Genomic DNA, 24268 nt, shown 5'->3' on the forward strand with positions numbered 1-24268 from the left:
TGGGATGGCTCGCAGTGGCCGTTCTCGTCGCGGCGGCGGGAGGTGGCGCAGTCTCGGCAGCGACAGTCGTGCCTCCTCCCGCCGATCTGCGCCACGCTGCACCGATCGCCGAGGTCGCGGTGGGCCACGACGTCTTCGACGACGCGAGAGAGGTGAGTGTGGCGGTGTCGAGTCCGACGCCTGTTCCGATCACCGCGCCCGCCGGTGGGCGGCTGACCGCATTCGACTGCCAGCCCGGGAGCACATTCGCGTCAGGGAGCGCCCCGCTCTCCATCGACGGCGTGCCGCGGTTGGCCTTGGCGACCAGCGTGCCGCTCTGGCGAGATCTGAACGCCGGCAGCCGAGGGGCCGACGTACTCGCCCTGCAGGACGAGCTGACCAGGCTCGGCTATCCCGTCGCGCGCGACGGCGAGGTGGGGGCCAACACGCTCGCTGCCGCGCGGTCGGCCTTCGAGAGCGTCGGCATGGACCTCGAACCGACGGCCGTCATCCCGGCGTCGTCGGTGCTCTGGCTGCCGGCCCCCTCCTCGACGGTGGCATCGTGCGACCTGGCCGTCGGCGTCCTTACATCCGCGGGAGCCATCCTGGGCGCCTTCACAAGTATTGCTCCCACCGCGTCAGTGGTTTCCATGCCGACCGACTTGGTAGACGGAGACCGCGTTGTCGAGGCAGCCGGGGCGCGTGTCCTCGTCGACCCCTCCGGAACGATCAGAGACCCCGGCGGGCTGGCCGCCCTCGCTGCTGCCGGCTCGGGACCATCCGCCGACTCGGGAGGCGCCGACACGGCCGCAGGAGGCGCTCAGGGCCTGGGCCGGATCAGCGGACGCCTCATCCTGGCCGAGCCCGTCGCCGTTTCGATCGTGCCCCCCGGGGCAGTAGACGGACTGTCCGGCTCGCACGGCTGCGTGCACTCCGGGACACGGTCCTACCCCGTGCGAATTCTGGGCTCACGGCTTGGGCAGACGATGGTGACCTTCGAGGGCCCGGCGCCGAAGCGGGTCGCGCTGGGCCACCGGACGGAGACGCCGTGCACGTGACGTTGGAGCGTGTCGGACACCGCTACTCGGACGAGTGGCTGTTCCGCGGACTCACCCGTACGCTCACGCCGGGGGCCGTCTATTCGTTGACGGGGCCCTCGGGCTCCGGCAAGAGCACGCTGCTGTCGATCCTCTCCGGCTGGCTCCCGCCACGAGAGGGCGCTGTCGAACGTCCGAAGGACCTCCGTACCGCTTGGGTCTTCCAGAATCCGCACGGCACCGCGCACCGCACCGCGCGCGATCATGTCGTACTGCCCTTGCTCGCCCATGGCCTCAGCACGAGGGAGGCCGACGAGATGGCGGAACGGCATCTCGAGACGGTCGGCCTGCACACCCTGACCGATCGGGCATTCCACGAGCTCTCGGGAGGAGAGGCGCAACGCCTCATGCTGGCACGCGGACTCGCCTCCGCACCTCATCTGCTGCTCGTCGACGAGCCGACCGCACAGTTGGATCAGCGCACCGCAGCAACCGTCAACACGGCCATCCGCGCGATCGCCGCCGACCACACGATCGTCGTCGTGGCCACGCACGATCCGCGCACACGTGATGCCTGCACCGATCACATCGCGCTGGACGCTTACTCGACCGGATCGGCGCAGGCATGAGACTCCGCGCCGTTCTCCGGGAAGCTTGGCGGAACACCCTGACGGGCACGTCTCGAGCCAGAACGCTTGCCATCACGCTCGCCCTTGTCATGCTGCTCCTGAGTGGAGCTGACATGTCCTCGATCTGCCAGTCGCTTGCGGCCGCGGAGGCGTATCGGTCGACTGGCGCGTCGATCACGATCATGACGGCGGACGGCCAGGTCGATGGGTCGCGTTGCGACGGCCTGGCGCAGCTGCCGGGAGTCGTCGCCGCGGGTGCGCTGCGCGCAACATCCACTCCTCTCCGGGCGACCGTGCTTTCTTCTGCTCCGCTACCGGTGGAGGAGTCGTCACCGGGCTTCGTCCACATACTCGGAGCCCCGCCCCGTCGTGCGGGGGTCCTGGTCGGAGCGGAGGCAGCGACCTCCCTCGGTCTGACCTCCTCCAGGAGTATCGCCACCGGCACGAGCACCGTTCCCGTGGGCGGCGTGTATCCCTGGCCGGACGACGGAAGACGTCCTGGCCTGTCGTATGCCGTGGTCTCCCCTGTTCTGCCCGACAGGCCGTACGACGAATGCTGGGTGAGCGTGTGGCCTCCGACCGAGGAGGTGATCAGCGCTCTATTGCTGACCCGCACCTTGTCGGTGGCCGAGGCGAAGCCACCATCCATCTCGCAACTCAACAGCAGGCTCGGCACCGGGTTCCACGGTGACACGTTGTTCGCGGAGCGGATCACCCGCTTCGCCGGCGGGGTCGCGTCCCTCGCCGGACTCGCCCTGGGCGTCGTGGCCACTCGCGCGCGCCGCCTCCAGTTCGCCTCGGCGCTGCACGCGGGCGTGTCTCGCCGGGCGTCGCTCGCGATCCTCCTTGTCGAGACGTCACTCTGGTGTGCTCTCAGCGCCGCTCTCGCGCTGCCCTGCATCTGGCTCGCCGCCGTCGCGCTCGGCAAAGCACCGTGGGAGGTGTTCCCGGCGGGGATCGCCGCGGCGGCTCCGGCAGTGCTCGGCACGTCGGCAGGCGCCGCTCTCGCAATGGCGATGACGCGCGAACAGCACCTGTTCCGTTACTTCAAGGTTCGCTGAGCGCGGCCTCCTGCCAGCCGGCGCGATTCTGCGCTAGACCCCCCGGATCCGCCGCGACAGCTCGGCGGCCGCGTCGCGCACGCGCGCGGCCAGCGCCTCCCACCGCTCCGGCGGTACGTTCTCGCGCGGGAAGGTGACCGCGATGCCCGCGGCCGGCCAGCCCGCGTGGTCGCGCACCGACACGGCGACCGAGGCGAAGCCGGGGGTCACGTCGCCGTCCTCGGTGGCGTAGCCGCGCTCGCGCACGGCGGCGACCAGGCGGCGCAGCTCGGCGTAGGAGTGCGGGCCGGCTCCCGTGCGCTCCTCGAACGCGTCGCGATCCGGGTACAGCGCGCGCAGCTGCTCGGCGGGGAGGGAGGCGAGCAGCGCCCGTCCGCTCGCCGTTAGGTGGGCGGGGAGCCGCACCCCCACGTCCGTGACGAGGCGCGGACGGCGCGGCGCCCGCTCCTCCACGATGTAGACGACGTCGCGGCCGTGCAGCACGGCGACGTGACCGGACTCGCCGAGCGCGTCGACCAGGGCGGCGACGATCGGGCGGCCGAGGCGGCTGAGCGGCTGCTGCCGCGAGAAGGCGCTCGACAGCTCGTACGCGGCGACGCCGAGGCCGTAGCGGCGCGCCTCCGGGAAGTGCAGCACGAAACCGTGCTCGGCCAGCACCGCGAGCAGGTGGTACACCGTCGACCGCGGCAGCCCCAGCGCGGAGGCGATGCCGGCCGCGGGCACCGGGCCGCGCTGCGCCGCGAGGTGGCCGAGGATGCGCAGCGTGTTCTCGGCGGCGGGCACCTTGCTCTCGCCCATCCGTCCCCCTCTCGTCGGCACCGGCCCGTCTGGGATACCGGACACCTCCGAGCCTAGCCACCGCGCGCGACAGCGGCGCCCCGTCGCATCATCGAGGCATGCTCCACACCGCCGGCACCACCGCACCACTTCCCGACGCCGCCACGACGCCTCCCGTCACCGTCGGCGCCCGCCCGCTCACCATCGCCGACGTCGTCGCCGTCGCCCGGCACGACGCTCCCGTCGCGCTCGACCCCGCCGCGCTCGACGCCGTCGCCGCCTCCCGCGCCCTCGTGGAGGCGCTGGCCGACGACCCGCAGCCGCACTACGGCATCTCGACCGGCTTCGGCGCGCTGGCCACCACCTTCATCCCGGCCGAACGCCGCGCCCAGCTGCAGGCGAGCCTCGTGCGCTCGCACGCCGCGGGCAGCGGTCCGGAGGTCGAGCGGGAGGTCGTGCGCGCCCTCATGCTGCTGCGCCTCGCCACCCTTATGACCGCACGCACCGGCGTGCAGCGACGCACGGTCGAGACGTACGCCGCCCTCCTCAACGCCGGGATCACCCCGGTCGTGCACGAGTACGGCTCGCTCGGCTGCTCGGGCGATCTGGCACCGCTGGCGCACTGCGCGCTCGCGGCGATGGGCGAGGGGAGGGTGCGGGTCGCCGGCGAGCTGCTCGACGCCTCCACCGCCCTGGCCGACGCCGGCATCGAGCCCGTCGTGCTGGCCGAGAAGGAGGGCCTCGCGCTCATCAACGGCACCGACGGGATGCTGGGGATGCTCGCGCTGGCGCTGCACGACCTCCACGGCCTCCTCGTCACCGCCGACATCGCCGCCGCCATGAGCGTGGAGGCGCTGCTCGGCACCGACGCGGTGTTCGCCGACGACCTGCAGCGGCTGCGCCCGCACGCCGGGCAGGCTGTGTCGGCGGGCAACCTCCGTGCGCTGCTCGCCGGGTCTCCGCTCGTGGCCAGTCACAAGGGCCCGGAGTGCACGCGCGTGCAGGACGCGTACTCGCTGCGCTGCGCGCCGCAGGTGCACGGCGGCGCTCGCGACACTCTCGCGCACGCGACGCTCGTCGCCGAGGGCGAGCTGGCCTCCGCGATCGACAACCCCGTGCTGACCCTCGACGGGCGCGTGGAGTCGAACGGCAACTTCCACGGCGCGCCCGTCGCGTACGCGCTCGACTTCCTGGCGATCGTCGTGGCGGATGTGGCGAGCATGTCCGAGCGGCGGACCGACCGGTTCCTCGACCCGGCGCGCAACCAGGGTCTACCGCCGTTCCTGGCGCACGAGGTCGGCGTCGACTCGGGGCTGATGATCGCGCAGTACACCGCGGCCGGGATCGTGTCGGAGCTGAAGCGGCTGGCCGCCCCGGCCTCCGTCGACTCCATCCCGTCGTCGGCCATGCAGGAGGACCACGTCTCGATGGGCTGGGCCGCGGCGCGCAAGCTGCGGCGAGCGCTCGACGGGCTCGGCCGCGTGCTCGCGATCGAGCTGCTCACCGCCGCGCGCGGCGCGGAGCTGCGGGCGCCGCTCGCCCAGGGCGCCGCGACCTCCGCTGTGACGGCGGCGCTGCGCACGGTCGCCGCGGGGCCGGGCCCCGACCGCTTCCTCGCGCCCGAGCTGGAGGCCGCCACCGCCCTCGTCGCGTCCGGCACCATCCGCACGGCCGCCGAGCAGGCCCTCGCCTCCCCCCTCCCCTGACCCGCCCGTAGCCGCCGAGTACGCACGAAATCGACCGAGAACCGCCGAGTACGCAGAGAATCCGCGTACTCGGCAGTTGGAGAAAGGACTCCACGAATGCAGGGAGCACGTCCCGTCCGCGCCCCGCGCGGCACCGCCCTCAGCGCCAAGAGCTGGCAGACCGAGGCGCCGCTGCGCATGCTCATGAACAACCTCGACCCCGAGGTCGCCGAGCGCCCCGACGACCTCGTCGTCTACGGCGGCACCGGCCGCGCCGCCCGCAGCTGGGAGGCGTTCGACGCCATCGTCGCCAGCCTCCGCGACCTGGAGGCCGACGAGACCCTGCTGGTCCAGTCCGGCAAGCCGGTCGGCGTCTTCCGCACCCACGAATGGGCGCCGCGCGTGCTGATCGCCAACTCGAACCTCGTCGGCGACTGGGCCACGTGGCCCGAGTTCCGCCGGCTGGAGGCGCAGGGCCTCACCATGTACGGCCAGATGACCGCCGGCTCCTGGATCTACATCGGCTCGCAGGGCATCCTGCAGGGCACCTTCGAGACCTTCGGCGCCGTCGCCGCGAAGCTCGCCGCCCGCCAGGGCGGGTCTGACGAGCACAGTGGCGGGACGCTGGAGGGCACCCTCACCCTCACCGGCGGCTGCGGCGGCATGGGCGGCGCGCAGCCGCTGGCCGTCACGATGAACGGCGGCGCCGTCCTCATCGTCGACGTCGACCGGGCGCGCCTCCAGCGCCGCGTCGACCACGGCTACCTCGACGAGCTGGCGCCCGACCTCGATTCGGCCGTCGAGCGCGCCCTCGCGGCCAAGGCCGAGCGGCGCCCGCTGTCGGTCGGCGTCGTCGGCAACGCGGCAGAGGTCTTCCCCGAGCTGCTGCGCCGCGGGGTCCCGATCGACATCGTGACGGACCAGACGAGTGCGCACGACCCGCTCAGCTACCTCCCCGCCGGGTACGACGTCGAGACCTGGCACGAGCGCGCCGCCGCCGACCCGGAGGGCTTCACGGCCGCCGCGCGCGCCTCCATGGCGGCCCAGGTGGAGGCGATGGTCGGCTTCCTCGACGGCGGCGCCGAGGTCTTCGACTACGGCAACTCGATCCGGGCGGAGGCGCAGCTCGGCGGGTACGAGCGCGCGTTCGACTTCCCCGGCTTCGTGCCTGCGTACATCCGCCCGCTGTTCGCCGAGGGCAAGGGCCCGTTCCGCTGGGCGGCGCTGTCGGGCGACCCCGCCGACATCGCGGTCACCGACCGGGCCGTGCTGGAGCTGTTCCCGCACGACGAGCACCTGCGCCGCTGGATCACCCAGGCGGGCGAGAAGGTGCACTTCGAGGGCCTCCCGGCCCGCATCTGCTGGCTCGGCTACAAGGAGCGCCACCTCGCCGGCCTGCGCTTCAACGAGCTCGTGGCGAGCGGCGAGCTGTCGGCGCCCGTGGTCATCGGCCGCGACCACCTCGACTCGGGGTCGGTCGCCTCCCCGTATCGCGAGACGGAGGCGATGGCCGACGGCTCCGACGCCATCGCCGACTGGCCGCTGCTGAACGCGCTCCTCAACACGGCCTCCGGCGCGACGTGGGTGTCGATCCACCACGGAGGAGGCGTCGGGATCGGCCGCAGCATCCACGCGGGCCAGGTCGTCGTCGCCGACGGAACGCCGCTGGCCGCCGAGAAGATCGAGCGCGTGCTGATCAACGACCCCGGAACGGGCGTGATGCGGCACGTGGATGCGGGGTACGAGCGGGCGGTCGAGGTGGCCGAGGAGCGCGGGCTGCGCATCCCGATGCGGGAGGCGGCGGAAGGGCGGGCAGCGACTTCGCGAGCCGCCGCCACCGCCGCCACCACCCCGGTCGCCGGAGCCTGACGTGACCGCCACCCTGCTGACCGGCATCGGCGAGCTGACGACCTTCGACCCGCAGCACGAGGGTCCGCTCGGAATCGTGCGCGACGCCGCCCTGCTCGCCGTCGACGGTCGCGTGGAGTGGACGGGCCCAGCCTCCGCCGCTCCCGTCTCCGACGCGGACCGGGTGGAGGATGCGGGCGGCGCTGCGGTCATCCCGGGCTTCGTGGACAGCCACACGCACCTCGTGTTCGCCGGCGACCGCGCCGCCGAGTTCGAGGCGCGCATGGCGGGCCGCCCCTACAGCGCGGGCGGCATCCGGAGCACGGTCGCGGCCACCCGGGCGGCGTCGGACGAGCACCTGCGCGCCCGACTCGCCCGGTTCGTCACCGAACTGCGCGCCCAGGGCACGACCACCTTCGAGATCAAGAGCGGCTACGGCCTGACCGTCGCCGACGAGGAACGGCTGCTCCGGCTCGCGCGCGAGGTCACGGACGAGACGACGTTCCTCGGCGCGCACGTCGTGCCTCCCGAGTTCGCGGACGACCCCGATGCCTACGTCGATCTCGTCACCGGCCCGATGCTCGACGCGTGCGCGCCGCACGCCCGGTGGATCGACGTGTTCTGCGAGCGGGGCGCCTTCACCGTCGAGCAGTCGCGTCGAGTCCTGGAGGCGGGCGCCGCCCGCGGACTCGGCGTGCGCGTGCACGCGAGCCAGCTCGGCGAAGGCGCCGGCGTCGCGCTCGCGGTCGCGCTGGATGCGGCGAGCGTCGACCACTGCACCTACCTGACCAATGACGACGTACAACTGCTGGCTGCGTCGGAGACCGTCGCGACCCTCCTGCCCGGAGTCGAGTTCTCGACGCGGCAGCCCTACCCGGACGCCCGCCGTCTCCTCGACGCGGGCGCGACGGTGGCGCTGGCGAGCGACTGCAACCCCGGCTCGTCGTTCACGTCGTCGATGGCCTTCTGCATCGCGGTCGCCGTGCGCGACATGGGGATGACCGTCGCGGAGGCGCTGCGGGCCGCGACCCTCGGCGGCGCCCAGGCGCTGCGCCGCGACGACGTGGGCCACCTCCGCCCCGGCGCCCGCGCCGACTACGTCGTGCTCGACGCCCCCTCGGCCGTGCACCTCGCGTACCGCCCGGGCGTCCCGCTCGTGCGCGCGACGCACGTCGCGTAGCTCCGCGCCGCGCGCCCTTCGCCCTGGCCGCCGAGCACAGGAAGAACGTCGCGGATCGGGCGAAATCGCGACGTTCTTCCTGTGCTCGGCAGCCAGCGGCCGGCGCCTACCGGCCCCGCGCCGCCAGGCCGGCCGCCGCCTCCAACACGAGCAGGGCAGCGAGGCGCACCGTGCGGCCATCCGGGGCGTCGGCCGTCGCGTCGACCTCGGCGATGTCGATCGACCGGACCAGCGGGGAGGCCGCGGCCAGGCGCGCGAGCCGGCGCAGCTCCCACGCGGCGATCCCGCCCGGGACCGACGCCGGGCACGCGGGCGCCACCGACCGGTCGCACACGTCGACGTCGAGGTCGACGTGCACCGGGCCTCCCGCCGCCCCCGCGATCGCCAGCGCCTCGGCCATGACCTCGTCGAGCGGCCGCTCACGCAGCTCGTCACGGGTCACGACGTGGATGCCGTGCTCGGCCGCGCGGGCCGTGTACGCGGCCGAGTTGGCGAAGTCCGCGATCCCGAGCTGCACCACCCGGCGCCCGTCGAGCCCGGCCTCCAGCAGGCGACGGACCGGCGACCCGTTCGAGACCCCGTCCCGCAGGTCGTGGTGGGCGTCGACCGTGATCAGCCCGGCGGTCGCGAGGTCGTCCGCGGCCGCGCCGAGCATCGCCGGGACCGTGAGCGCGTTGTCCCCGCCGACCGCGACCGTGAGGGAGGCCCGCTCGGCCACCCGGCGCATCGTCGCCGTGGCCCTGGCCTCCCCCTCCACACCGTCGGGCTCGTCCACATCGCCGGCGTCGACGATGCGCAGCGCCTCCACGTCGAGCCCCGGAGCGGAGGCCGAGTACCGTCGCAGCGCCTCCCGCACCGCCGCCGGCGTCGCGCCCGCACCGGTCGGCGACAGCGAGGTGCGCCAGGTCGGGATGCCGAGCAGCGCGAGGTCGACCCGCTCGCCCTCGGCGACATCATCGAGCGCCGGCCAGTCACCCGCCCGCGGCCACAACGGATCGACGGACAGCGGACGCGGCGACGCACTCATGCCCGCACGCTACCAACGCCCCACATGCCCGCCGCCCCCGGAGACCCGGACGACCGTCCGGCATCCCAGACACGGCCATCGACCCTTCGCCCACCGCGCCGGGCGCCCTCCACCGACTACGCGCAGAATCTCCCGGAAGCCGCCGAGTACGCGCACTCTCCGTGTACCCGCGAGCTGCCGACTCCGCCGACTCCGCACGAATTCCGCCGGAACCCACCGAGTACGCAGAGAGTCCGCGTACTCGACGGGTGCCGACCGACGTCAGAGCTGGCGGCCGCCCGCCGGCGCCGTGAAGACGGGAGGCTCCGGCCGGTCGTCCTCCGGCCCACCGGCACCCGGCCCACCGGCACCCGGCCCACCGGCACCCGGCCCATCGGCACCGCCGCCTCCGCGCGCCGCCTTCCGCGCCAGCCGTCGCTCGCGCGCACCCTCCACGAGGTTGTACAGCGTCGGGAGCACGACCAGCGTCAGCACGGTCGACGACACCAGGCCGCCGATCACGACGATGGCGAGCGGCTGCGAGATGAAGCCGCCGTGGCCGGTGAGGCCGATCGCCATGGGCGTCAGCGCGGCGATGGTGGCGAGCGCCGTCATCAGGATGGGCCGGAGTCGCCGGGAGGCGCCGTGCTCCACCGCGTCCGCGACCGACAGCCCGCGCGCCCGGTACTGGTTGACCAGGTCGATGAGCACGATCGCGTTGGTCACGACGATGCCGATCAGCATCAGCACGCCGATCAGCGACGCCACGCCGAGCGGGATGCCGGAGACCAGCTGCAGGAGGATCGCACCGGTCGCCGCGAAGGGCACCGACACGAGCAGCAGCAGCGGCTGCCGCAGCGAGCGGAACGTCGCGACCATGACGATGTAGACGATCAGGATGGCCGCCAGCAGCGCGATCCCGAGCTGCTGGAATGCGTCGGTCTGGTTCGACGAGACGCCGCCGACCTTCGCCGTGGCGCCGTCGGGCAGGTCGGCCTTGTCGAGCGCCGCGGCGACCTCCGTGTTGGCCGTCGTGAGGTTGTCGGTCGCGGGCGTCGCGGTGACGGTGGAGGTGCGGAGTCCGCGCTCGGTGGTCACGGTCGCCGGGCCCTTGGCCTCCTGGACGGTGGCGAGCGAGCTGAGCGGTACCGGGCCGGCCGCGGTCGGGATCTGCAGCTCCGACAGCCCCGCGACGGTCGTCGGCGGGTTCGCGTTCTGCAGGTAGATCGTCAGGGTCGTGTTGTCGATCGCGACCGAACCCACCTGCGTCGGCTGCATGGTCTGCGACACGATCGTGCCGACCGCGACCTCGCTCAGCCCGGCCTGCGCCGCCTTCGTTCGGTCCACCGCGACCGAGATGTACGGCAGGGAGGCGCTGAGGTTGTCGGTCACCTGCGACAGCGACTTCTGCTTCTTCAGCTCCGCGACGACCGAGTCGGTGGCCTTCTGGAGGTCCTGGTCGCTGCTCGCGGTGATGTCCACCTCGATGTCGGTGGAGGCACCGAACCCGCTCTGCGACGACACCGTGATGTCGCCCTGCCCCTTCAGGTCGCCGAGCTCGCCCTCGATGGTCGACTGCAGCTTCTCCTGGTCGGCGTCGGGGTCGGTGGTGATCGAGAAGGTGGTGTTGCCGCCACCGCCGCCGGTGAAGGCGTCGCGGAGGCTGGAGCCGCTCGATCCGATCGACACCTGCACCGTCTGCACGCCGTCGGTGTCGAGCAGCTTCTGCTCGACCGTCTTCGCCGCGTCGTCCTTCGCCTGGAGGCTGGCCCCCGGCTCCAGGGTCTGCGTGACCGTGAGCGAGTTCTGCCCGCTCGACCCGAGGAAGTTCGTCTTCATCAGCGGCGCGAGGGCCGCCGTCCCGATCAGCACCACGATGGCGAGCACGACGGTGAGCGCCGAGTGCCGCAGGGTCCAGCGGATGATCGGGAGGTACCCCTTCTGCAGCCGCGACGGGTGCTCGAGCTCGTCCTCGCCGCCGGCCGCGGCCTCCTCGACGGAGAGGTGGCCGGCCCCGGCCTCGGCGCCGCCCTCGTGCTTATGCGCCTTCGGCGCGCGCAGGAACCAGTACGCGAGCACCGGCACGATCGTCAGCGCCACGAGCAGCGACGACAGCAGCGCGATGGTCACCGTGAGCGCGAACGGCCGGAACAGCTCGCCGGTCACGTCGCCCACGAACGCGAGCGGCAGGAACACCGCGACCGTCGTGATGGTGGAGGCGGTGATCGCGCCCGCGACCTCCCGCACGGCCCGCACGATGGTCACCGCCCGGTCGGCGCCCGGCACCAGCTGCCGCTTGATGTTCTCGATGACGACGATGGAGTCGTCGACCACGCGCCCGATCGCGATGGTGAGCGCGCCGAGCGTGATGATATTGAGCGTGTAGCCGGTCGCCCACATCACGATGAAGGTGATCAGCACGCTGGTCGGGATGGAGATGGCCGTCACCAGCGTCGACCGGATCGACAGCAGGAAGATCAGGATGACGATCACCGCCATCAGGAGGCCGAGCAGCCCCTCCTCGGTCAGCGACTGGATCGACTGCTCGATGAACGGCGCCTGGTCGAAGACGACGGTGATGGTCGTGCCGGCGCCCAGCTTGTCCTTGAGGTCGGGGAGGAGGTCGCGGACCCCGTGCGACACCTCGACGGTGTTCGCCGAGGGGAGCTTGGTGACCGCGATCGTCAGCGCGGGCTTGCCGTCGACGCGCGAGAGGGAGGTCACCGGGTCGTCGACCTCGGCGACCGCCGCGACCTCGCCGATGGTGGCCGGCGCAGCCGGCGCGACGACGCCGGGGAGGGCGGCAGCGGCCCCGGAGGCGCCTGCGGCGGCGCCCGAACCGGCGGCTGCGCCAGAGCCCGCGGCGGCACCCGAGCCCGCGGCGCCACCGCCCGCGGCCGAGCCGCCCGCGGCAGAACCCCCGGCCCCGGCTCCGGCCGAGCCCCCGCCCGACGCCACCAGCGGCAGCGCCGCGATGTCGTCCACCGACCCGAGCTGCGTGCCGGACTGGATGGAGAGCGTCTTGTCGTCCTCGGTGATCGACCCGCCGGGCAGCAGCACGCCGTTCTGCTTGAGCGCGTCCGTGATCGACTGGCGGCTCACACCCGCGGCGGCGAGCTTCGCGTCGTCGGGAGTGATGGTGATGCGGCGGCCGACCTCGCCGACGAGCTGTGCGTCGTTGACGCCGGCGACGTCCTTGATGTCGGGCAGGGCGAGCCGGGTGATGTCGTCGCTCAGCTTGCGCTGGTCGTCGCCTCCGCTGACCGCCAGCTGGATGACGGGGAGGTCGTCGATGCTGCCGGAGAGCACCTGCGGCTCCACGTCGGCGGGCAGGGTCGACGAGATGCGGTTGATGGCGCGCTCGATCTTCTGCTCGGCCGTCGCCAGGTCGGTGCCGTAGGTGAATCGCGCGGTGATGATCGACTGGTTCGTGCTGCTGACCGCCGACGTGCTCTCGAGGTCGGGCACGCCCTGGATGGCCGCCTCGATCGGCGTGCTCACGTCGTTGTTGACGACCTCCGGCGACGCGCCGGGGTAGCTGGTCAGCACGGCGAGCTGGGGGAACGAGATGGAGGGGGCCAGCTCCTGCTTCAGGTTCGTCAGCGCGAGGCCGCCGAACACGGCGGCGACGATGGTGACCAGCGCGATCAGGGCGCGGTTCTTCATGCTGAGCACGGCGAGAAAGTGCACGGATTCCCCTCGGGTGAAGACAGGACCCTCCGATCCTGCCACCCGTGACCGGGAGCGCGCCTCATGCCCCGGTACCACTCTCGGGCCGCAGGGCGGCGCGGCGCGGGAGCGGCGTGCCGCTCAGACCACGCTCGGCAGCGCCCCCGCGTCGAGGAACGGCGACGGCTCGGCCGAGGTGACGGCCCAGGCACGCGCCAGCGCGGCGACGGCGCGCGCCGTCTCCTCCGGGGTGTACGTGATCGGGATGCGCAGGAAGCGCTCGAACGCACCGTCGAGCCCGAACCGCGGCCCGGCCGCGATGAGCAGCCCGTGGTTGCGGGCGGCGAGCGCGAGGGCCGAGCTGACCGGCGCGCCGATCCCCACCCAGGCCGCGAGTCCGCCGCGCACGGCGGGCACCTTCCACTCGGGGAAGGTCTCGCCCACGAGCCGGCGCACGGTCTCGCGCCCCTGGCGCAGCTGCTCGCGACGCTCCTCCACGATCTGCGGCACCTGCGGCAGCATGCGCGCGACCACGAGCTGCTCGAGCATCGGCGTGCCGAGGTCCGTGGACGGCTTGGCCGCGATCAGACGCTGCACCACCGGGCGGTCCGCGCGGATCCAGCCGATGCGGAGGCCGCCCCAGAGCACCTTGCTCGCCGAGCCGATCAGGATGACGGGCGCGTCTCCGGCGCTCCGCTCGCCGTACAACGGGAACGGCAGGTGCTCGCCCGCCCGGTCGATGTCGAGGTCGGCCGTCGTCTCGTCGGCGACGACGACCGTGCCGTGCGCGGCGGCCGCGGCGATGACGCGCTCGCGCGTCCGCGGCGACATGGAGGCGCCGGTCGGGTTGTGGAAGTCCGGGATCAGGTACGCGAGCGCCGGGTTGGCCCGGCGGAACGACTGCTCGACGGCCTCCACGTCCCAGCCGTCGCCGTCGTCGTCGAGCGCGTGCGGACCGGCCGCGGGCGGGGTGACCGTGATCGGCACGAGCCTCGCCCCCGAGAGCCGCAGCGCCTCCATCGCGTGCGGGTACGTCGGCATCTCGATCAGCGCGCGGTCGCCGCGGCCGAGGAACGTGCGGGCGATCAGCGCGATGGCCTGCTGCGCGCCGACCGTGACGAGCACCTGGTCGGGGTCGGTGGGAAGGCCGCGCTGGCGGTACCGCTCCGCGATCGCCTCGCGCAGGTGCGGCAGCCCGACCGGGTCGTAGCCGGAGTCGGGGAGGAAGTGCGGCAGTTCCTCCGCAGCGGCGCGGGCGGCGGCGGGGAGGGTGGAGGCGGCGGGCAGCGCTGCCTTGGTGAAGTCGAGCAGCCCCTCCCCTCCGGTCGTCGCCAGCGCGAGAGCCGGGCCGGGGAGGCGGACGACGCTTCCGGAGCCGCGCACGCTGTCGGCGAAGCCCGCCTCGCGCAGCTGCCGGTAGGCGGCCGTCACGGTCGTGCGGCTGAGGTCGAGGCGACCGGCGAGGTCGCGCTCGGCCGGGAGCCTGGTGCCGATCGGGATGCGGCCGTCGAGCACGAGCAGACGGATGCGGTCGGCGAGCTGGAGGTACTGCGAGCCGGGGCCGCGCCACTGGCCGAGCAGCGTCTCGAGCGAGCGGGCGGTGAGGTGGGCATCCGACATGCAGGCCACCTTATGCGAATTGGCATCTTGAGGGAAGTCCAATCGATCCGATTGGATGGTCCCCGTGACCGCCTCCCTCCTCCTCACCCGCCGCATCGTGCAGCTGCTGCTCGGCCTGTTCCTCTACGGGATCGCCATCGCGCTCATGGTGCAGGCCGGCATCGGCCTCTCGCCATGGGACGTGCTGGCGCAGGGAGTCTCGATCAAGTCGGGCATCGCCTTCGGCCTGGTCACGAACCTGATCGGCGTCGTCGTGCTGGCGTTCTGGATCCCGATCCGCCAGCGGCCCGGGCTCGGCACCGTGCTGAACGTGCTGCTGGTGGGGCCGAGCGCGCAGCTCGGGCTGTGGCTGATCCCGCCGATCACCGAGCTGTGGGCCCAGGTGCTCGTGTTCATCGCGGGCCTGCTGCTGCTCGCCGTCGCGACCGGCCTCTACATCGGGCCGAAGCTCGGGCCTGGTCCCCGCGACGGGCTGATGACGGGCGTCCACGCGCGCACCGGCTGGCCGATCTGGGCCGTGCGCACCGGCATCGAGGTGACCGTGCTGATCATCGGCTGGCTGCTCGGCGGCAACGTCGGCGTGGGCACGCTCGCCTTCGCGCTGCTGGTGGGTCCGCTGTGCAGCATCACCCTTCCGTTCTTCGCCATCCGGCTGCCGCGGGACGCTGCAACGTCCGCGCACCTGGAGGGCGAGTTGGAGGGCACGGCCGAGCAGTCGGCCGGCCTCCAGGACGAGCGGGATGCCGTCCGTTTCGACGTGCGAGACGGCATCCTGCTCGAGTCCGACGCGGCGGCACGCGGCCGCATGGCGGACCACGCGGACTCCCCGCTCGTGGGCCGCCGGCAGCCCGACGCCGCGCCGCCCGCGCCGAAGCCGGCGCGCACCTCCCGCGCCTCCCGCCTGATCGCCGCCCACTGGCTCGACGACCGCCTCACCGGCCGCGCCCACCACTCCCGCGCCTAGCCTGCAACCGCCGAGTACGCACGAATTCGCGCCGAAACCGCCGAGTACGCAGACTTTCCGCGTACTCGCGAGTTCCCCGGGCCGGCGAGTACGCGCGAAGTACAGCGAAAACCGCCGAGTACGCGGAAAGTCCGCGTACTCGGCGGTTAGCCAGCGAGGCTAGTGATCAGTGCAGGTGGGCGGCCGCGTACGCGCGGAGCGCGTCGCGCACGAAGGTCGCGCCCTCCACCCCGCCGTAGTTGGCGGCGAAGCGCGGGTCGGCGACGTACATGTCGCCCAGCCCCTCGAGGTACGCGCGCGGCGGCACGCCGGTCTCCGAGCCGGGCGTGCCGGGGATGCTCCCCAGCCACTCCGCGTGCCGGCGAGCCAGCGCCTGCGCCTCCCCCGAGTCGGGCGCGACGCCGCTCGCCGCCGCCGACATCCAGTCGGCCGCGAGCTGGTGCTGCCGCTGCTGCCAGTCGCGCCGCTCCTCCGGCGTCATCCCCCGCCACCAGCGGTCGGAGGCGGCGTACGCGTCCTTCCCCCAGCGCTCCTCCACCTCGTCTTTGTACTGCGTGTGGTCGAACCCGTCGAACATCTCCTCGACCATGAGCTCTCCTCCTGTCTCGATCGCCTGAATGGTCGTCTCGACCGACGCGATCTGCCGCGCCAGCCGTTCCCGCTCGCTCCGTAGCCACCCGAGGTGGTCGCGCAGGGCGGGCGCCGCATCCGACCGGTCGTCGAGCACCCGGGCGATGGCCGGAAGGCCCAGCCCGAGGTCGCGGAGCAGGAGGATGCGCTGCAGCCGCACGAGGGAGTCGCGGTCGTAGTACCGGTAGCCGTTGCCGCCGACGCGACTGGGCGTCAGCAGCCCGATCTCGTCGTAGTGGCGGAGCGTGCGGCTGGTCATCCCGGCGAGCCCGGCGATCTCTTGCACGCTCCATTCGGTGGCCGTCGCCATGACCGCTCCTCCTCTCGTGCGCTTGCCCAGCCCACGCTAGAAGTTGACGTTACGTCAAAGTCAAGTCCGTGCACACAAGCGAGCGGCCACCCTCCACGAAGGGAGGATGGCCGCTCGATACAGCAGGAGGCTCAGCCGATGCGGATGAGCTTCTTGTTGACGAACTCGTCCGCGCCGAACCGGCCCAGCTCACGGCCGGAGCCCGAGCGCTTGATGCCGCCGAAGGGCAGCTCCGCGCCGTCGGCGAGCACGACGTTCACGAACACCATGCCGGCCTCGATCTGGTCGGCGACGCGCAGGGCCTGCTCCTGGTCGGTCGTGTAGACGTACGAGCCGAGGCCGAACGGGGTGTCGTTGGCGATACGGACCGCGTCGGCCTCGTCCTTGGCGCGGTACACCTGCGCCACCGGGCCGAAGAACTCCTCCTTCGACGCCGGGTTGTCGGTCGTGATGTCGGTGAGCACGGTGGTCTCGAAGAACGCGCCGTTGCGGCCGCCGCCGCGGACCAGCGTGGCGCCGTTCTCGACCGCGCGCTTGACCTGCTCGTCGAGGTTCTCGGCGGCGCGGAGGGACGAGAGCGGGCCGAGCGCGGCGTCGTCGGCGTTCGGGTCGGTCGCCTCCACCTCCGCCAGCTTGGCGGTGAACTTCTCGAGGAACGAGTCGTACAGCCCGTCGGCCACCACGAAGCGCTTGGCCGCGTTGCAGGACTGGCCGTTGTTGTCGAGGCGGGCGTCGACCGCGGCCTGCACGGTCGCGTCGAGGTCGTCGGTCGAGAGCAGCACGAACGGGTCGGACCCGCCGAGCTCGAGCACGACCTTCTTGAGGTTGCGGCCCGCGATCTCGGCGACCTTGGCGCCGGCGCGCTCGGAGCCGGTGAGCGAGACGCCCTGCACGCGCGGGTCGGCGATGACGCGCTCGATCTGCCCGTGGTCGGCGTAGATGTTCACGTAGGCGCCCTGCGGGAAGCCGGCGTCGAGGAAGATGCGCTCGATCGCCGCGGCCGACTCGGGGCACTGCTCCGCGTGCTTGAGCAGGATGGTGTTGCCGATGATCAGGTTCGGCCCGGCGAACCGCGCCACCTGGTAGTAGGGGAAGTTCCACGGCATGATGCCGAGCAGCACGCCCAGCGCCGAGCGGCGGATGACCGCAGAGCCCTCGCCGTCGAGCAGCGTGATCGGCTCGTCCTTGAGGAACTCCGTCGCGTTGTCCGCGTAGTACTCGTAGATCGCGCCGGCGAAGTCGGCCTCGCCCAGGGCCTGCTCGCGCGTCTTCCCCATCTCGCGCACGATGATGTCGGCGAGCTCCTCGCGGCGCTCGACGTGCAGCTCCCCGACCCGGCGCACCAGGGCCGCGCGGTCCTCGACCGTGGTCGTCTTCGACCAGGTGCGGAAGGCGTCGTCGGCGGCCGCGATCGCGGCGTCGAGGTCGGCGTCGCTGATGGTGTCGTAGGTCTTGACCGTCTCGCCCGTGGCGGGATTGGTCACGGCGTAGCTCATAGCGTTCCTCTTCTCCATCGGATGGGCAGGCGTATCCGCACGACACTACGCGTCAGACGATCGGCACGCCTCGACACAGTGTCCCAGTTCTCGAGCCGCGATCGCCAGCGCGTACAGGGAGGACGGCGGCGCGGGAGGGGGTCAGGCCCGCAGCTCGACCCGCTCGTCCGCGGCGGCGAGGCCCGCCTCCGCCCGCCCGGGCCGCGAGCGCGCGATCAGGCGGAGGGAGGCGACCGCGACCCAGCCGACCAGCGTCGTGATCGCCAAGGCCGACGCCACGGCGGCCACGACCCCGACGACGGGCGCCGGCGCGAGCACCTCGGTGAGGAACGCCGCGACCGCGGCGAAGGGGAACGTGAACGACCACATGCCCAGGCTGAACGGCGTGCGCCGGTACACCGGCAGCAGTGCCGCCTGCACCGCCACCAGCAGCACGGTCAGCCCGGCGAGCCCGTCGACGACGGGGCCCTCGGCGCTGCCGGTCAGCGCGATCCAGGCGAGGCCGCCGACCGCGGGCGGGGCGACCAGGATCGCGAGGGTCGGCGTCAGCGGTGCGGGGAGGGCCGGCACGGCCACGAGCCGCACGAGCAGCGCCGCGAACACGACGACCCAGAACAGCATCCCGACCGCGAAGGCCGCCCAGCCGAGCCCCGTCCAGCCGATCTGCGCCGCGGCGGACGCGGCGACCAGCCCTGCAGCCACGGTCGGCAGCAGGTATCCGCCGTGCGCGGAGGCGGGTGTCGCCTCGCCACGCAGCCAGCGGGCCACGAGCCAGCCGGCCAGCACCAGGGCGGCGGCGATGGAGGCGAGCACGAGCGCGCTTCCGGCGACCGGCAGTACGCGCGCGAGCCGGGCGCCCAGCAGCATCCCGACCACCGGCACGAGGGCGGCCACGGGTCCCTGCGCGGGGTGCCGCAGCTGCTCGGCGAGCGGAAGGCGCACACGCACCCCGCGCACCACGTGCGCGACGATCATGGCGACCCAGCCGGCCGCGGCGATGAGCCAGAACACGTCAGCGACCACCTCGGGCAGGCCGAGCACGGAGGAGGAGGCCGTCCAGGCCTCGGCGAGGCCGGCCAGCCCGAATGGGACGGCGAGGGTGTTGAGCGGGATGCGTTCGCGAGGCGTCATGGCTGACATGACGCTGAGACTAATGGTTTTGTTCCCGATAATCCATTAGATACGCGTAGACTGACCGCATGGCCTCCTTCACCCTGCTGGGCGAGCCGCTCGCGATCGACCTCGTCAACACGCTCAAGACGGCGCACACCCCCGCGCTCGACCAACTCGACGCCGACGGTGCGGTGGAGGCGTTCTGGGCGTTCGAGGCGACGCGCGGCACCGCGCAGGGCGAGCCTCCCCTCGCTCCCCTGGAGGCGGAGGAGACCCGCGGACTGCGCGCACTGGCGGGCCGCATGCTGGCGGCGATACGCGCTGGAGAGGCGCCCGACGCGGCCGACCTCGCCGAGGCGAACCGCCTGCTCGCTGCGGCGCCGACGCGGGTGGAGCTCGTAGCCGGCGACACCGGCCTCGCGGCACGCACCCCATCACCCGCCGACGGCACGGTCGACGGGACGCGCGCCGCGGTGCTCCGCTCGCTCCTCGACGCCGCCGACGCGGCCAGAGCCGGGCGTCTGCGGGCGTGCGCGGCCGACGACTGCGATCAGCTGTTCGTCGCCACCAACGCCAAGCGGCGCTGGTGCACGCCGGAGGGGTGCGGCAACCGCGCCCGGGTCGCGCGATTCGCGGCGAGGGCGCGCGTCAGCGCGTGAGCGGGTTCAACGCTTCACCCGCTGCTTGCCCGCCGCCGGAGTGACCGCAGGCGTCTCCGCGGGCGGAGCAGCGGGAGGCGTCACCGGCGCCGTCGAGCCGGCCCCGCCCTCCTGCTCCCCCACGCCGAACGGCACCGAGTGGATGTGGATGCGCGCGTGCGGCTTCGACGCCGGCACCAGCGGCCGCCGGGCGACCGGGCGCACCGGCTCGCCGCGGCGGTCCTGACCGGGCAGCGGGCGGGAGCGACGGCCGTAGATCAGCGACGACGAGTCGAGCAGCCACGGCACCAGCGCGACCGTCACGCCGTGCACGAGCATCAGCTGCTTGCTGATCCGGCGGGCGCGGTGGTTGTGCAGCAGCGACTCCCACCAGTGGCCGACGATGTACTGCGGCAGGTACACGGTCACGACCTCGGAACCGTGCTCCTCGCGCCGGTGCTTGATGTATTTGACAAGCGGGAGGCCGAACTCGCGGTACGGCGACTCGATGATCGTGAGCGGAACGTGGATGTTCTGCTCGATCCACTGCCGCTGCAGCTTCTGCGTCGCCTCTTCGTCGATGGAGACGTGCACGGCCTCGATGGAGTCGTGCCGGGCGGCGATCGCGTAGTCGAGCGCCTTCAGGGCGGGCTTCTGCATCTTGCCGATCAGGACCACGGCGTGGTCGCCGACGCTGCCGAAGGTGGTGACCGGGTCGACCTCCACCTCCTTCTCGACATCGCGGTAGTACCGGTTCACGCCGAGCATCAGGAACCACAGGATCGGCATGAACAGGAACACGAGCCAGGCGCCGTGCGTGAACTTGGTGATGGTCACGACGACGAGCACGATCGCGGTCAGGCAGGCGCCGAACGCGTTGATGCAGAGCGACCGCACGATGCTCGTGCGCTCGCGGCCCGTCTGCCCACCGGAGCGCAGCAGCGTGATCCAGTGCTTCACCATCCCGGACTGGCCGAGGGTGAACGAGACGAAGACGCCGATGATGTAGAGCTGGATCAGGTGCGTCAGGTTCGCCTGGTACACGAGCAGCAGCGCGATGGCGGCGAGCGCCAGCAGGATCATGCCGTTCGAGTACACCAGCCGGTCGCCGCGCGTGTTGAGCGCCTTGGGGGCGTAGGAGTCGCGAGCGAGCACCGAGCCGAGCAGCGGGAAGCCGTTGAAGGCGGTGTTCGCCGCCAGCAGCAGCACCACCGCGGTCGCGGCCTGGATCAGGAAGAAGAAGACGGTGTTGTTGCCGAAGGTCGCGGCCGCGATCTGCGCGATCAGGCTGCGCTGCGGCTCGGTCGCGCACTGCGCCCAGCCCTGCAGGTCGCACGGGTTCTCGGCGTAGTGCACGCCGCTGATCAGGGCGGTCGCGGTGAGGCCGGCGAACAGGACGATCGCGATGCCGCCCATCATGCCGAGCGTGGCACGGGCGTTGCGGATCTTCGGGGTGCGGAACGCGGGGACGCCGTTGGCCACGGCCTCCACACCGGTGAGGGCGGAGCAGCCGCTCGAGAAGGCGCGCAGCAGCAGCAGCACGACCGCCGCCTGCGTGAGCCCGTCGGCGTGCACCTGGAACGACGCCGACTCGGCCACCGGCGCGTCGCCGAAGACGGTCCGGACGAGCGCCGTGATGATCATCACGAAGATGCTGCCGATGAAGATGTAGGTCGGCACGGCGAAGGCCTTGCTCGACTCGCGCACGCCGCGCAGGTTCACCGCGGCGATGATGACGACGCAGAGGATGGCGAGCTCCACCCGCCAGGCCGAGAGGAACGGCAGCGCCGAGATGATGTTGTCGACGCCGGAGGCGACCGACACGGCCACCGTCAGCACGTAGTCGACGAGCAGCGCGGAGGCGACCACCAGGCCGGCCTTCTCGCCGAGGTTCTTGTGCGCGACCTCGTAGTCGCCGCCACCGGAGGGGTACGCCTTCACCAGCTGGCGATAGCTCAGCACGACCGTGATCAGGAGCACGACGACGGCCGCCGCCACCCAGGGCGCGAAGCTCAGGAACGCGAGTCCGCCGAGCAGCAGGATCATCAGCAGCTCCTGCGGCGCATACGCCACGGAGGAGAGCGCGTCCGACGCGAAGATGGGTAGGGCGAGGTGCTTCGGGAGCAGCTGTCCTTCGAGCTTCTCGCTCGGCAGCGGGTCACCGATCAGCCAGCGCTTGGGGGACTTCCCCTCGATTGTCACGAGATGCGAGCATACGCGCCGGGAATACGCTGTCAAGTCGGCGCGGCGTCGCCGCAGAACCGTGCGGGTCTGCAAAGACTTGACCCCGCGCAGCCGCCTGCCCGGCCGCCGCGGAATCGCGCGGCGGCGCGAGCAGGCGCGGCCTCACTGGGAGCCGGATGAGCATGAGCCGAGAGTTGCTGCGAGTGTCTGGAAAGCCGTTCCGACCGGCGGATTCATGACCGGCCGAGCGCCTGCAGCACCGCGCGCTTCGCCCGGGTGAGCTCGTCCTTCAGCAGCGTCACGACCTCGTCGGGCACCGTGCCCCGGGACGCCTGGAGGCGGAACTCCGTGCGCAGTTGCTGGCGGAAGTCGTTCAGCAGGGCGTCGGCCTCGCGGGCGGCCGCGCTGGCCGCCGACCGGACGTCACGAGCGGCGTCCTTGCGCTCCTGGCGCGGGTCGACGCGTTCGCCGCCGCGCCGCGCCTCCTGGGCGGCGGAGGCGAGCTCCGCGCGCAGAGCACGCATGGCGCCGTCGACGCCGGAGCGGACCTCGTCGGCGAGGCGGCGGACCGAGTCCGTCAGCTCGTCCTCGATCGCGTCGAGGTCCGAGCGGCGGGCGGCCAGCTCGGCCCTCCCGGCGTCGGTGATGGCGTAGACCGTCTTGCGGCCGTCCGCGGTCTTGGTGACGAGCCCCTCCTCCTCCAGCTTCGCCAGCCGGGGGTAGATGGTGCCGGCGCTCGGGCTGTATGTGCCGCCGAAGCGGTCCCCGAGCGCCTGGATCAGCTCGTAGCCGTGCCGCGGCCGCTCGTCGAGCAGGCTGAGCAGGTACAGCCGGAGGCTGCCGTGCGAGAAGACGGGGGTCACGCCGTCGCCCCCTCGCTGCGGGCGTCCGAGGCGCTGCGCAGCACGGCCACGTCGCCCGAGACGGAGTTGACGCTGACCTCGACCCACGAGCCGTCGAGCGAGCCGGAGGTGCCGGTGTAGCCCTTGCCCGCGTGGCCGACGACGGTGATGTTGTCGAGCTGCACCTTGCCGGACACCGTGTTGACGCGGTACCGCGCGCCGAGGGCCTCCGGGAGGCGGATGGTGGAGTCGCCCGAGACCGTGTTGATCTGGATCTCGTCCGGCGTGCCGGAGATGTCGACCATCACGTCGGACGAGACGCCGTCGACCGAGAACCGGCGGATGGCGCCGGTGGCCGTGACGTCGCCCGAGACGGTGTGCGCGACGATGCGGCCGGTGTGGTCGCGCGCCGAGAGCTCACCGTTGACGGAGTTGAGCTCGATGTCGCCGGTGAGGCCGTCGACGACGACGTCGCCCGAGACGGTGCTGAGGCGTGCGTCGGTCGCCAGCCCCGAGATGAGGGCGGAGGCGGAGACGACCCCGAACTTCAGGGCGACGTCACGCGGGACGAGCACGCTGATGTCGGCCTTGGCGCTCGACCGCATCGAGGAGAACACCTCGATGAAGTTGTCCCAGCGCAGCTGCGGGTGGTCGATCTCCAGCCGGTCGCCGTCGATGGTGATCTTGAGGTCGCGGCCCTGGACCGAGTGGACCTCGACCCGCGCGCCCGGCTCGTCGTGCCCGATGACGTCGATCTGGCCGCCGAGGAGGCCGACCTTGAGCGTGCGGACGACCTCCACGTCGATGGTGCGGCTCTCGCCCGGCTGGACCAGCCACTTCTCCTGTGCCATTGCTTCTCTCCCTGTGTCGGTGGTTTGTTCGGTGACTCGCGATATATCGCGATGTTGACAAAAGTCACGATATATCGCGTTGCCGGGTCGGGGCAAGCGTCCGCGGGAGATCTCAGGGTGCGCTCAGGGTTCCCCCCGAGCGGCGGCGTGCGGGCGGGTCAGCGCCGCAGCCAGGGCTGCAGCACCCGCGTGACGAAGGGGAGAAGGAGGTACGTCATCGTCGGCGTGAGGCACAGCGTCGTGATCAGCACGGTGGCGAGCGGCCACAACGCGTGCCACCCCGGGATCAGCCAGCCGGTCAGGTACGTGAAGGCGAGCGAGAGCGGGAAGAACCCCAGCCAGATCGTCACCGCCTGCTTCCACCGCGGCGGTGCGGCGGGCGCACCGGGCTGCGGCTCGTCGAACCAGCCCTCGATGCCGGTGCGCCGCTCCACCCGTGACACCTCGACCAGCTCGCGGCCCTCGTACAGCCAGTCCGCGCGGTCGTCGGAGGCCTCCCACGCCTCCAGCGCCTCCGCGTCGGCGAAGCGGTACAGCATGTGCCACTCGTCGGAGTGCGCGTTGGCGCGCACCCAGCCGGAGCCGAGGAAGCCCTCGTACCGGTTCGCGAGGTTCACGCCGGCCTGCACCCAGCGGGTGACCTCCGGCAGGCGGGTGCCGTCGACGCGGCGGGTGATGGAGACGGTGATCGGGACGCGGAGCGCTCGTGGCGCCTCCTGGAGCGGCTCTTGTGGAGTCATGCCTCCATT

At 72.4% G+C, this 24268-nt stretch carries 19 protein-coding genes; 8 read left to right on the forward strand and 11 right to left on the reverse strand.

What is annotated here, in order from left to right; all coding sequences use genetic code 11:
- Positions 1 to 14 precede the first annotated feature (14 nt).
- From P5G50_RS00780 to P5G50_RS00790, 3 genes are all read left to right on the forward strand, one after another.
- Positions 15 to 1037 (forward strand): peptidoglycan-binding domain-containing protein, encoded by a 1023-nt coding sequence (locus tag P5G50_RS00780; protein WP_301209786.1) that lies wholly within the window; start codon positions 15 to 17, stop codon positions 1035 to 1037.
- Complete coding sequence (locus tag P5G50_RS00785; RefSeq protein WP_301209787.1) at positions 1034 to 1645, forward strand: ATP-binding cassette domain-containing protein; 612 nt, start codon at positions 1034 to 1036, stop codon at positions 1643 to 1645. The genes P5G50_RS00780 and P5G50_RS00785 overlap by 4 nt, the downstream gene beginning before the upstream one ends.
- A 113-nt stretch (positions 1646 to 1758) precedes the next feature.
- Positions 1759 to 2706 (forward strand): hypothetical protein, encoded by a 948-nt coding sequence (locus P5G50_RS00790; protein ID WP_301209788.1) that lies wholly within the window; start codon positions 1759 to 1761, stop codon positions 2704 to 2706.
- Between the two features lie 33 nt (positions 2707 to 2739).
- Here the strand turns inward: P5G50_RS00790 and P5G50_RS00795 are convergent, their stop codons facing one another.
- A complete protein-coding gene (locus P5G50_RS00795; RefSeq protein WP_301209789.1) occupies positions 2740 to 3504 on the reverse strand; it encodes an IclR family transcriptional regulator in 765 nt (254 codons plus the stop codon).
- A gap of 98 nt (positions 3505 to 3602) precedes the next feature.
- On the opposite strand from P5G50_RS00795, the gene hutH reads away from it, so the two are divergent.
- The 3 genes from hutH (at position 3603) to hutI (ending at position 8196) form a co-directional block, all read left to right on the forward strand.
- Entirely contained in the window at positions 3603 to 5189 is a 1587-nt protein-coding gene (gene hutH, locus P5G50_RS00800; protein WP_301209790.1) for a histidine ammonia-lyase, read from the forward strand.
- Between the two features lie 96 nt (positions 5190 to 5285).
- A complete protein-coding gene (gene hutU, locus P5G50_RS00805; RefSeq protein WP_301209791.1) occupies positions 5286 to 7037 on the forward strand; it encodes a urocanate hydratase in 1752 nt (583 codons plus the stop codon).
- 1 nt (position 7038) lies between these two features.
- The gene (gene hutI, locus P5G50_RS00810; RefSeq protein WP_301209792.1) at positions 7039 to 8196 is read left to right on the forward strand and encodes an imidazolonepropionase; all 1158 of its coding nucleotides are present in this window, start codon (positions 7039 to 7041) and stop codon (positions 8194 to 8196) included.
- A gap of 106 nt (positions 8197 to 8302) precedes the next feature.
- Here the strand turns inward: hutI and P5G50_RS00815 are convergent, their stop codons facing one another.
- The 3 genes from P5G50_RS00815 to yczR form a co-directional block, all read right to left on the reverse strand.
- Positions 8303 to 9223, reverse strand: coding sequence for an arginase family protein (locus P5G50_RS00815; protein ID WP_301209793.1), 921 nt, complete (start codon positions 9221 to 9223; stop codon positions 8303 to 8305).
- A gap of 261 nt (positions 9224 to 9484) precedes the next feature.
- Entirely contained in the window at positions 9485 to 12892 is a 3408-nt protein-coding gene (locus P5G50_RS00820; protein WP_301209794.1) for an efflux RND transporter permease subunit, read from the reverse strand.
- A gap of 120 nt (positions 12893 to 13012) precedes the next feature.
- Positions 13013 to 14491 carry a MocR-like transcription factor YczR gene (gene yczR / locus P5G50_RS00825; RefSeq protein WP_301209795.1) on the reverse strand — a complete coding sequence of 493 codons (1479 nt, stop codon included), beginning with the start codon at positions 14489 to 14491 and terminating at the stop codon, positions 13013 to 13015.
- Positions 14492 to 14555: 64 nt separating this feature from the next.
- Between yczR and yczE the strand changes: the two genes are divergently transcribed.
- Positions 14556 to 15455 (forward strand): membrane protein YczE, encoded by a 900-nt coding sequence (gene yczE, locus P5G50_RS00830; RefSeq protein ID WP_363319447.1) that lies wholly within the window; start codon positions 14556 to 14558, stop codon positions 15453 to 15455.
- A gap of 166 nt (positions 15456 to 15621) precedes the next feature.
- Here yczE and P5G50_RS00835 read toward each other — a convergent pair whose 3' ends face one another.
- The 3 genes from P5G50_RS00835 to P5G50_RS00845 form a co-directional block, all read right to left on the reverse strand.
- Complete coding sequence (locus P5G50_RS00835; RefSeq protein ID WP_301209796.1) at positions 15622 to 16395, reverse strand: MerR family transcriptional regulator; 774 nt, start codon at positions 16393 to 16395, stop codon at positions 15622 to 15624.
- A gap of 131 nt (positions 16396 to 16526) precedes the next feature.
- Complete coding sequence (locus P5G50_RS00840; protein ID WP_301209797.1) at positions 16527 to 17891, reverse strand: NAD-dependent succinate-semialdehyde dehydrogenase; 1365 nt, start codon at positions 17889 to 17891, stop codon at positions 16527 to 16529.
- Positions 17892 to 18032: 141 nt separating this feature from the next.
- Positions 18033 to 19031, reverse strand: coding sequence for a TDT family transporter (locus P5G50_RS00845; RefSeq protein WP_301209798.1), 999 nt, complete (start codon positions 19029 to 19031; stop codon positions 18033 to 18035).
- 59 nt (positions 19032 to 19090) lie between these two features.
- On the opposite strand from P5G50_RS00845, the gene P5G50_RS00850 reads away from it, so the two are divergent.
- Positions 19091 to 19663 carry a CGNR zinc finger domain-containing protein gene (locus tag P5G50_RS00850; RefSeq protein WP_301209799.1) on the forward strand — a complete coding sequence of 191 codons (573 nt, stop codon included), beginning with the start codon at positions 19091 to 19093 and terminating at the stop codon, positions 19661 to 19663.
- 6 nt (positions 19664 to 19669) lie between these two features.
- On the opposite strand, the gene P5G50_RS00855 is transcribed toward P5G50_RS00850, so the two are convergent.
- The 4 genes from P5G50_RS00855 to P5G50_RS00870 all read right to left on the reverse strand — a co-directional run bounded on the left by P5G50_RS00855 (position 19670) and on the right by P5G50_RS00870 (position 24259).
- Entirely contained in the window at positions 19670 to 21811 is a 2142-nt protein-coding gene (locus P5G50_RS00855) for an APC family permease (protein WP_301210033.1), read from the reverse strand.
- Positions 21812 to 22059: 248 nt separating this feature from the next.
- Positions 22060 to 22689 carry a PadR family transcriptional regulator gene (locus tag P5G50_RS00860; protein WP_301209800.1) on the reverse strand — a complete coding sequence of 210 codons (630 nt, stop codon included), beginning with the start codon at positions 22687 to 22689 and terminating at the stop codon, positions 22060 to 22062.
- Positions 22686 to 23519 carry a DUF4097 family beta strand repeat-containing protein gene (locus tag P5G50_RS00865; RefSeq protein WP_301209801.1) on the reverse strand — a complete coding sequence of 278 codons (834 nt, stop codon included), beginning with the start codon at positions 23517 to 23519 and terminating at the stop codon, positions 22686 to 22688. The genes P5G50_RS00860 and P5G50_RS00865 overlap by 4 nt, the downstream gene beginning before the upstream one ends.
- 158 nt (positions 23520 to 23677) lie before the next feature.
- Entirely contained in the window at positions 23678 to 24259 is a 582-nt protein-coding gene (locus tag P5G50_RS00870; RefSeq protein WP_301209802.1) for an antibiotic biosynthesis monooxygenase, read from the reverse strand.
- Between the last annotated feature and the right edge of the window lie 9 nt (positions 24260 to 24268).

The sequence above is a fragment of the Leifsonia williamsii genome (assembly GCF_030433685.1).
In the GTDB taxonomy this organism is placed as follows: domain Bacteria; phylum Actinomycetota; class Actinomycetes; order Actinomycetales; family Microbacteriaceae; genus Leifsonia; species Leifsonia williamsii.

Excerpts from the sequence above, each read along its gene's own strand:
- P5G50_RS00790 (WP_301209788.1), top strand. The coding sequence starts at position 1,759 with ATGTCCTCGATCTGCCAGTCGCTTGCGGCCGCGGAGGCGTATCGGTCG.
- P5G50_RS00795 (WP_301209789.1), bottom strand. The coding sequence starts at position 3,504 with ATGGGCGAGAGCAAGGTGCCCGCCGCCGAGAACACGCTGCGCATCCTC.
- hutH (WP_301209790.1), top strand. The coding sequence starts at position 3,603 with ATGCTCCACACCGCCGGCACCACCGCACCACTTCCCGACGCCGCCACG.
- hutU (WP_301209791.1), top strand. The coding sequence starts at position 5,286 with ATGCAGGGAGCACGTCCCGTCCGCGCCCCGCGCGGCACCGCCCTCAGC.
- P5G50_RS00815 (WP_301209793.1), bottom strand. The coding sequence starts at position 9,223 with ATGAGTGCGTCGCCGCGTCCGCTGTCCGTCGATCCGTTGTGGCCGCGG.
- yczR (WP_301209795.1), bottom strand. The coding sequence starts at position 14,491 with ATGTCGGATGCCCACCTCACCGCCCGCTCGCTCGAGACGCTGCTCGGC.
- P5G50_RS00835 (WP_301209796.1), bottom strand. The coding sequence starts at position 16,395 with ATGGCGACGGCCACCGAATGGAGCGTGCAAGAGATCGCCGGGCTCGCC.
- P5G50_RS00840 (WP_301209797.1), bottom strand. The coding sequence starts at position 17,891 with ATGAGCTACGCCGTGACCAATCCCGCCACGGGCGAGACGGTCAAGACC.
- P5G50_RS00845 (WP_301209798.1), bottom strand. The coding sequence starts at position 19,031 with ATGTCAGCCATGACGCCTCGCGAACGCATCCCGCTCAACACCCTCGCC.
- P5G50_RS00850 (WP_301209799.1), top strand. The coding sequence starts at position 19,091 with ATGGCCTCCTTCACCCTGCTGGGCGAGCCGCTCGCGATCGACCTCGTC.
- P5G50_RS00865 (WP_301209801.1), bottom strand. The coding sequence starts at position 23,519 with ATGGCACAGGAGAAGTGGCTGGTCCAGCCGGGCGAGAGCCGCACCATC.
- P5G50_RS00870 (WP_301209802.1), bottom strand. The coding sequence starts at position 24,259 with ATGACTCCACAAGAGCCGCTCCAGGAGGCGCCACGAGCGCTCCGCGTC.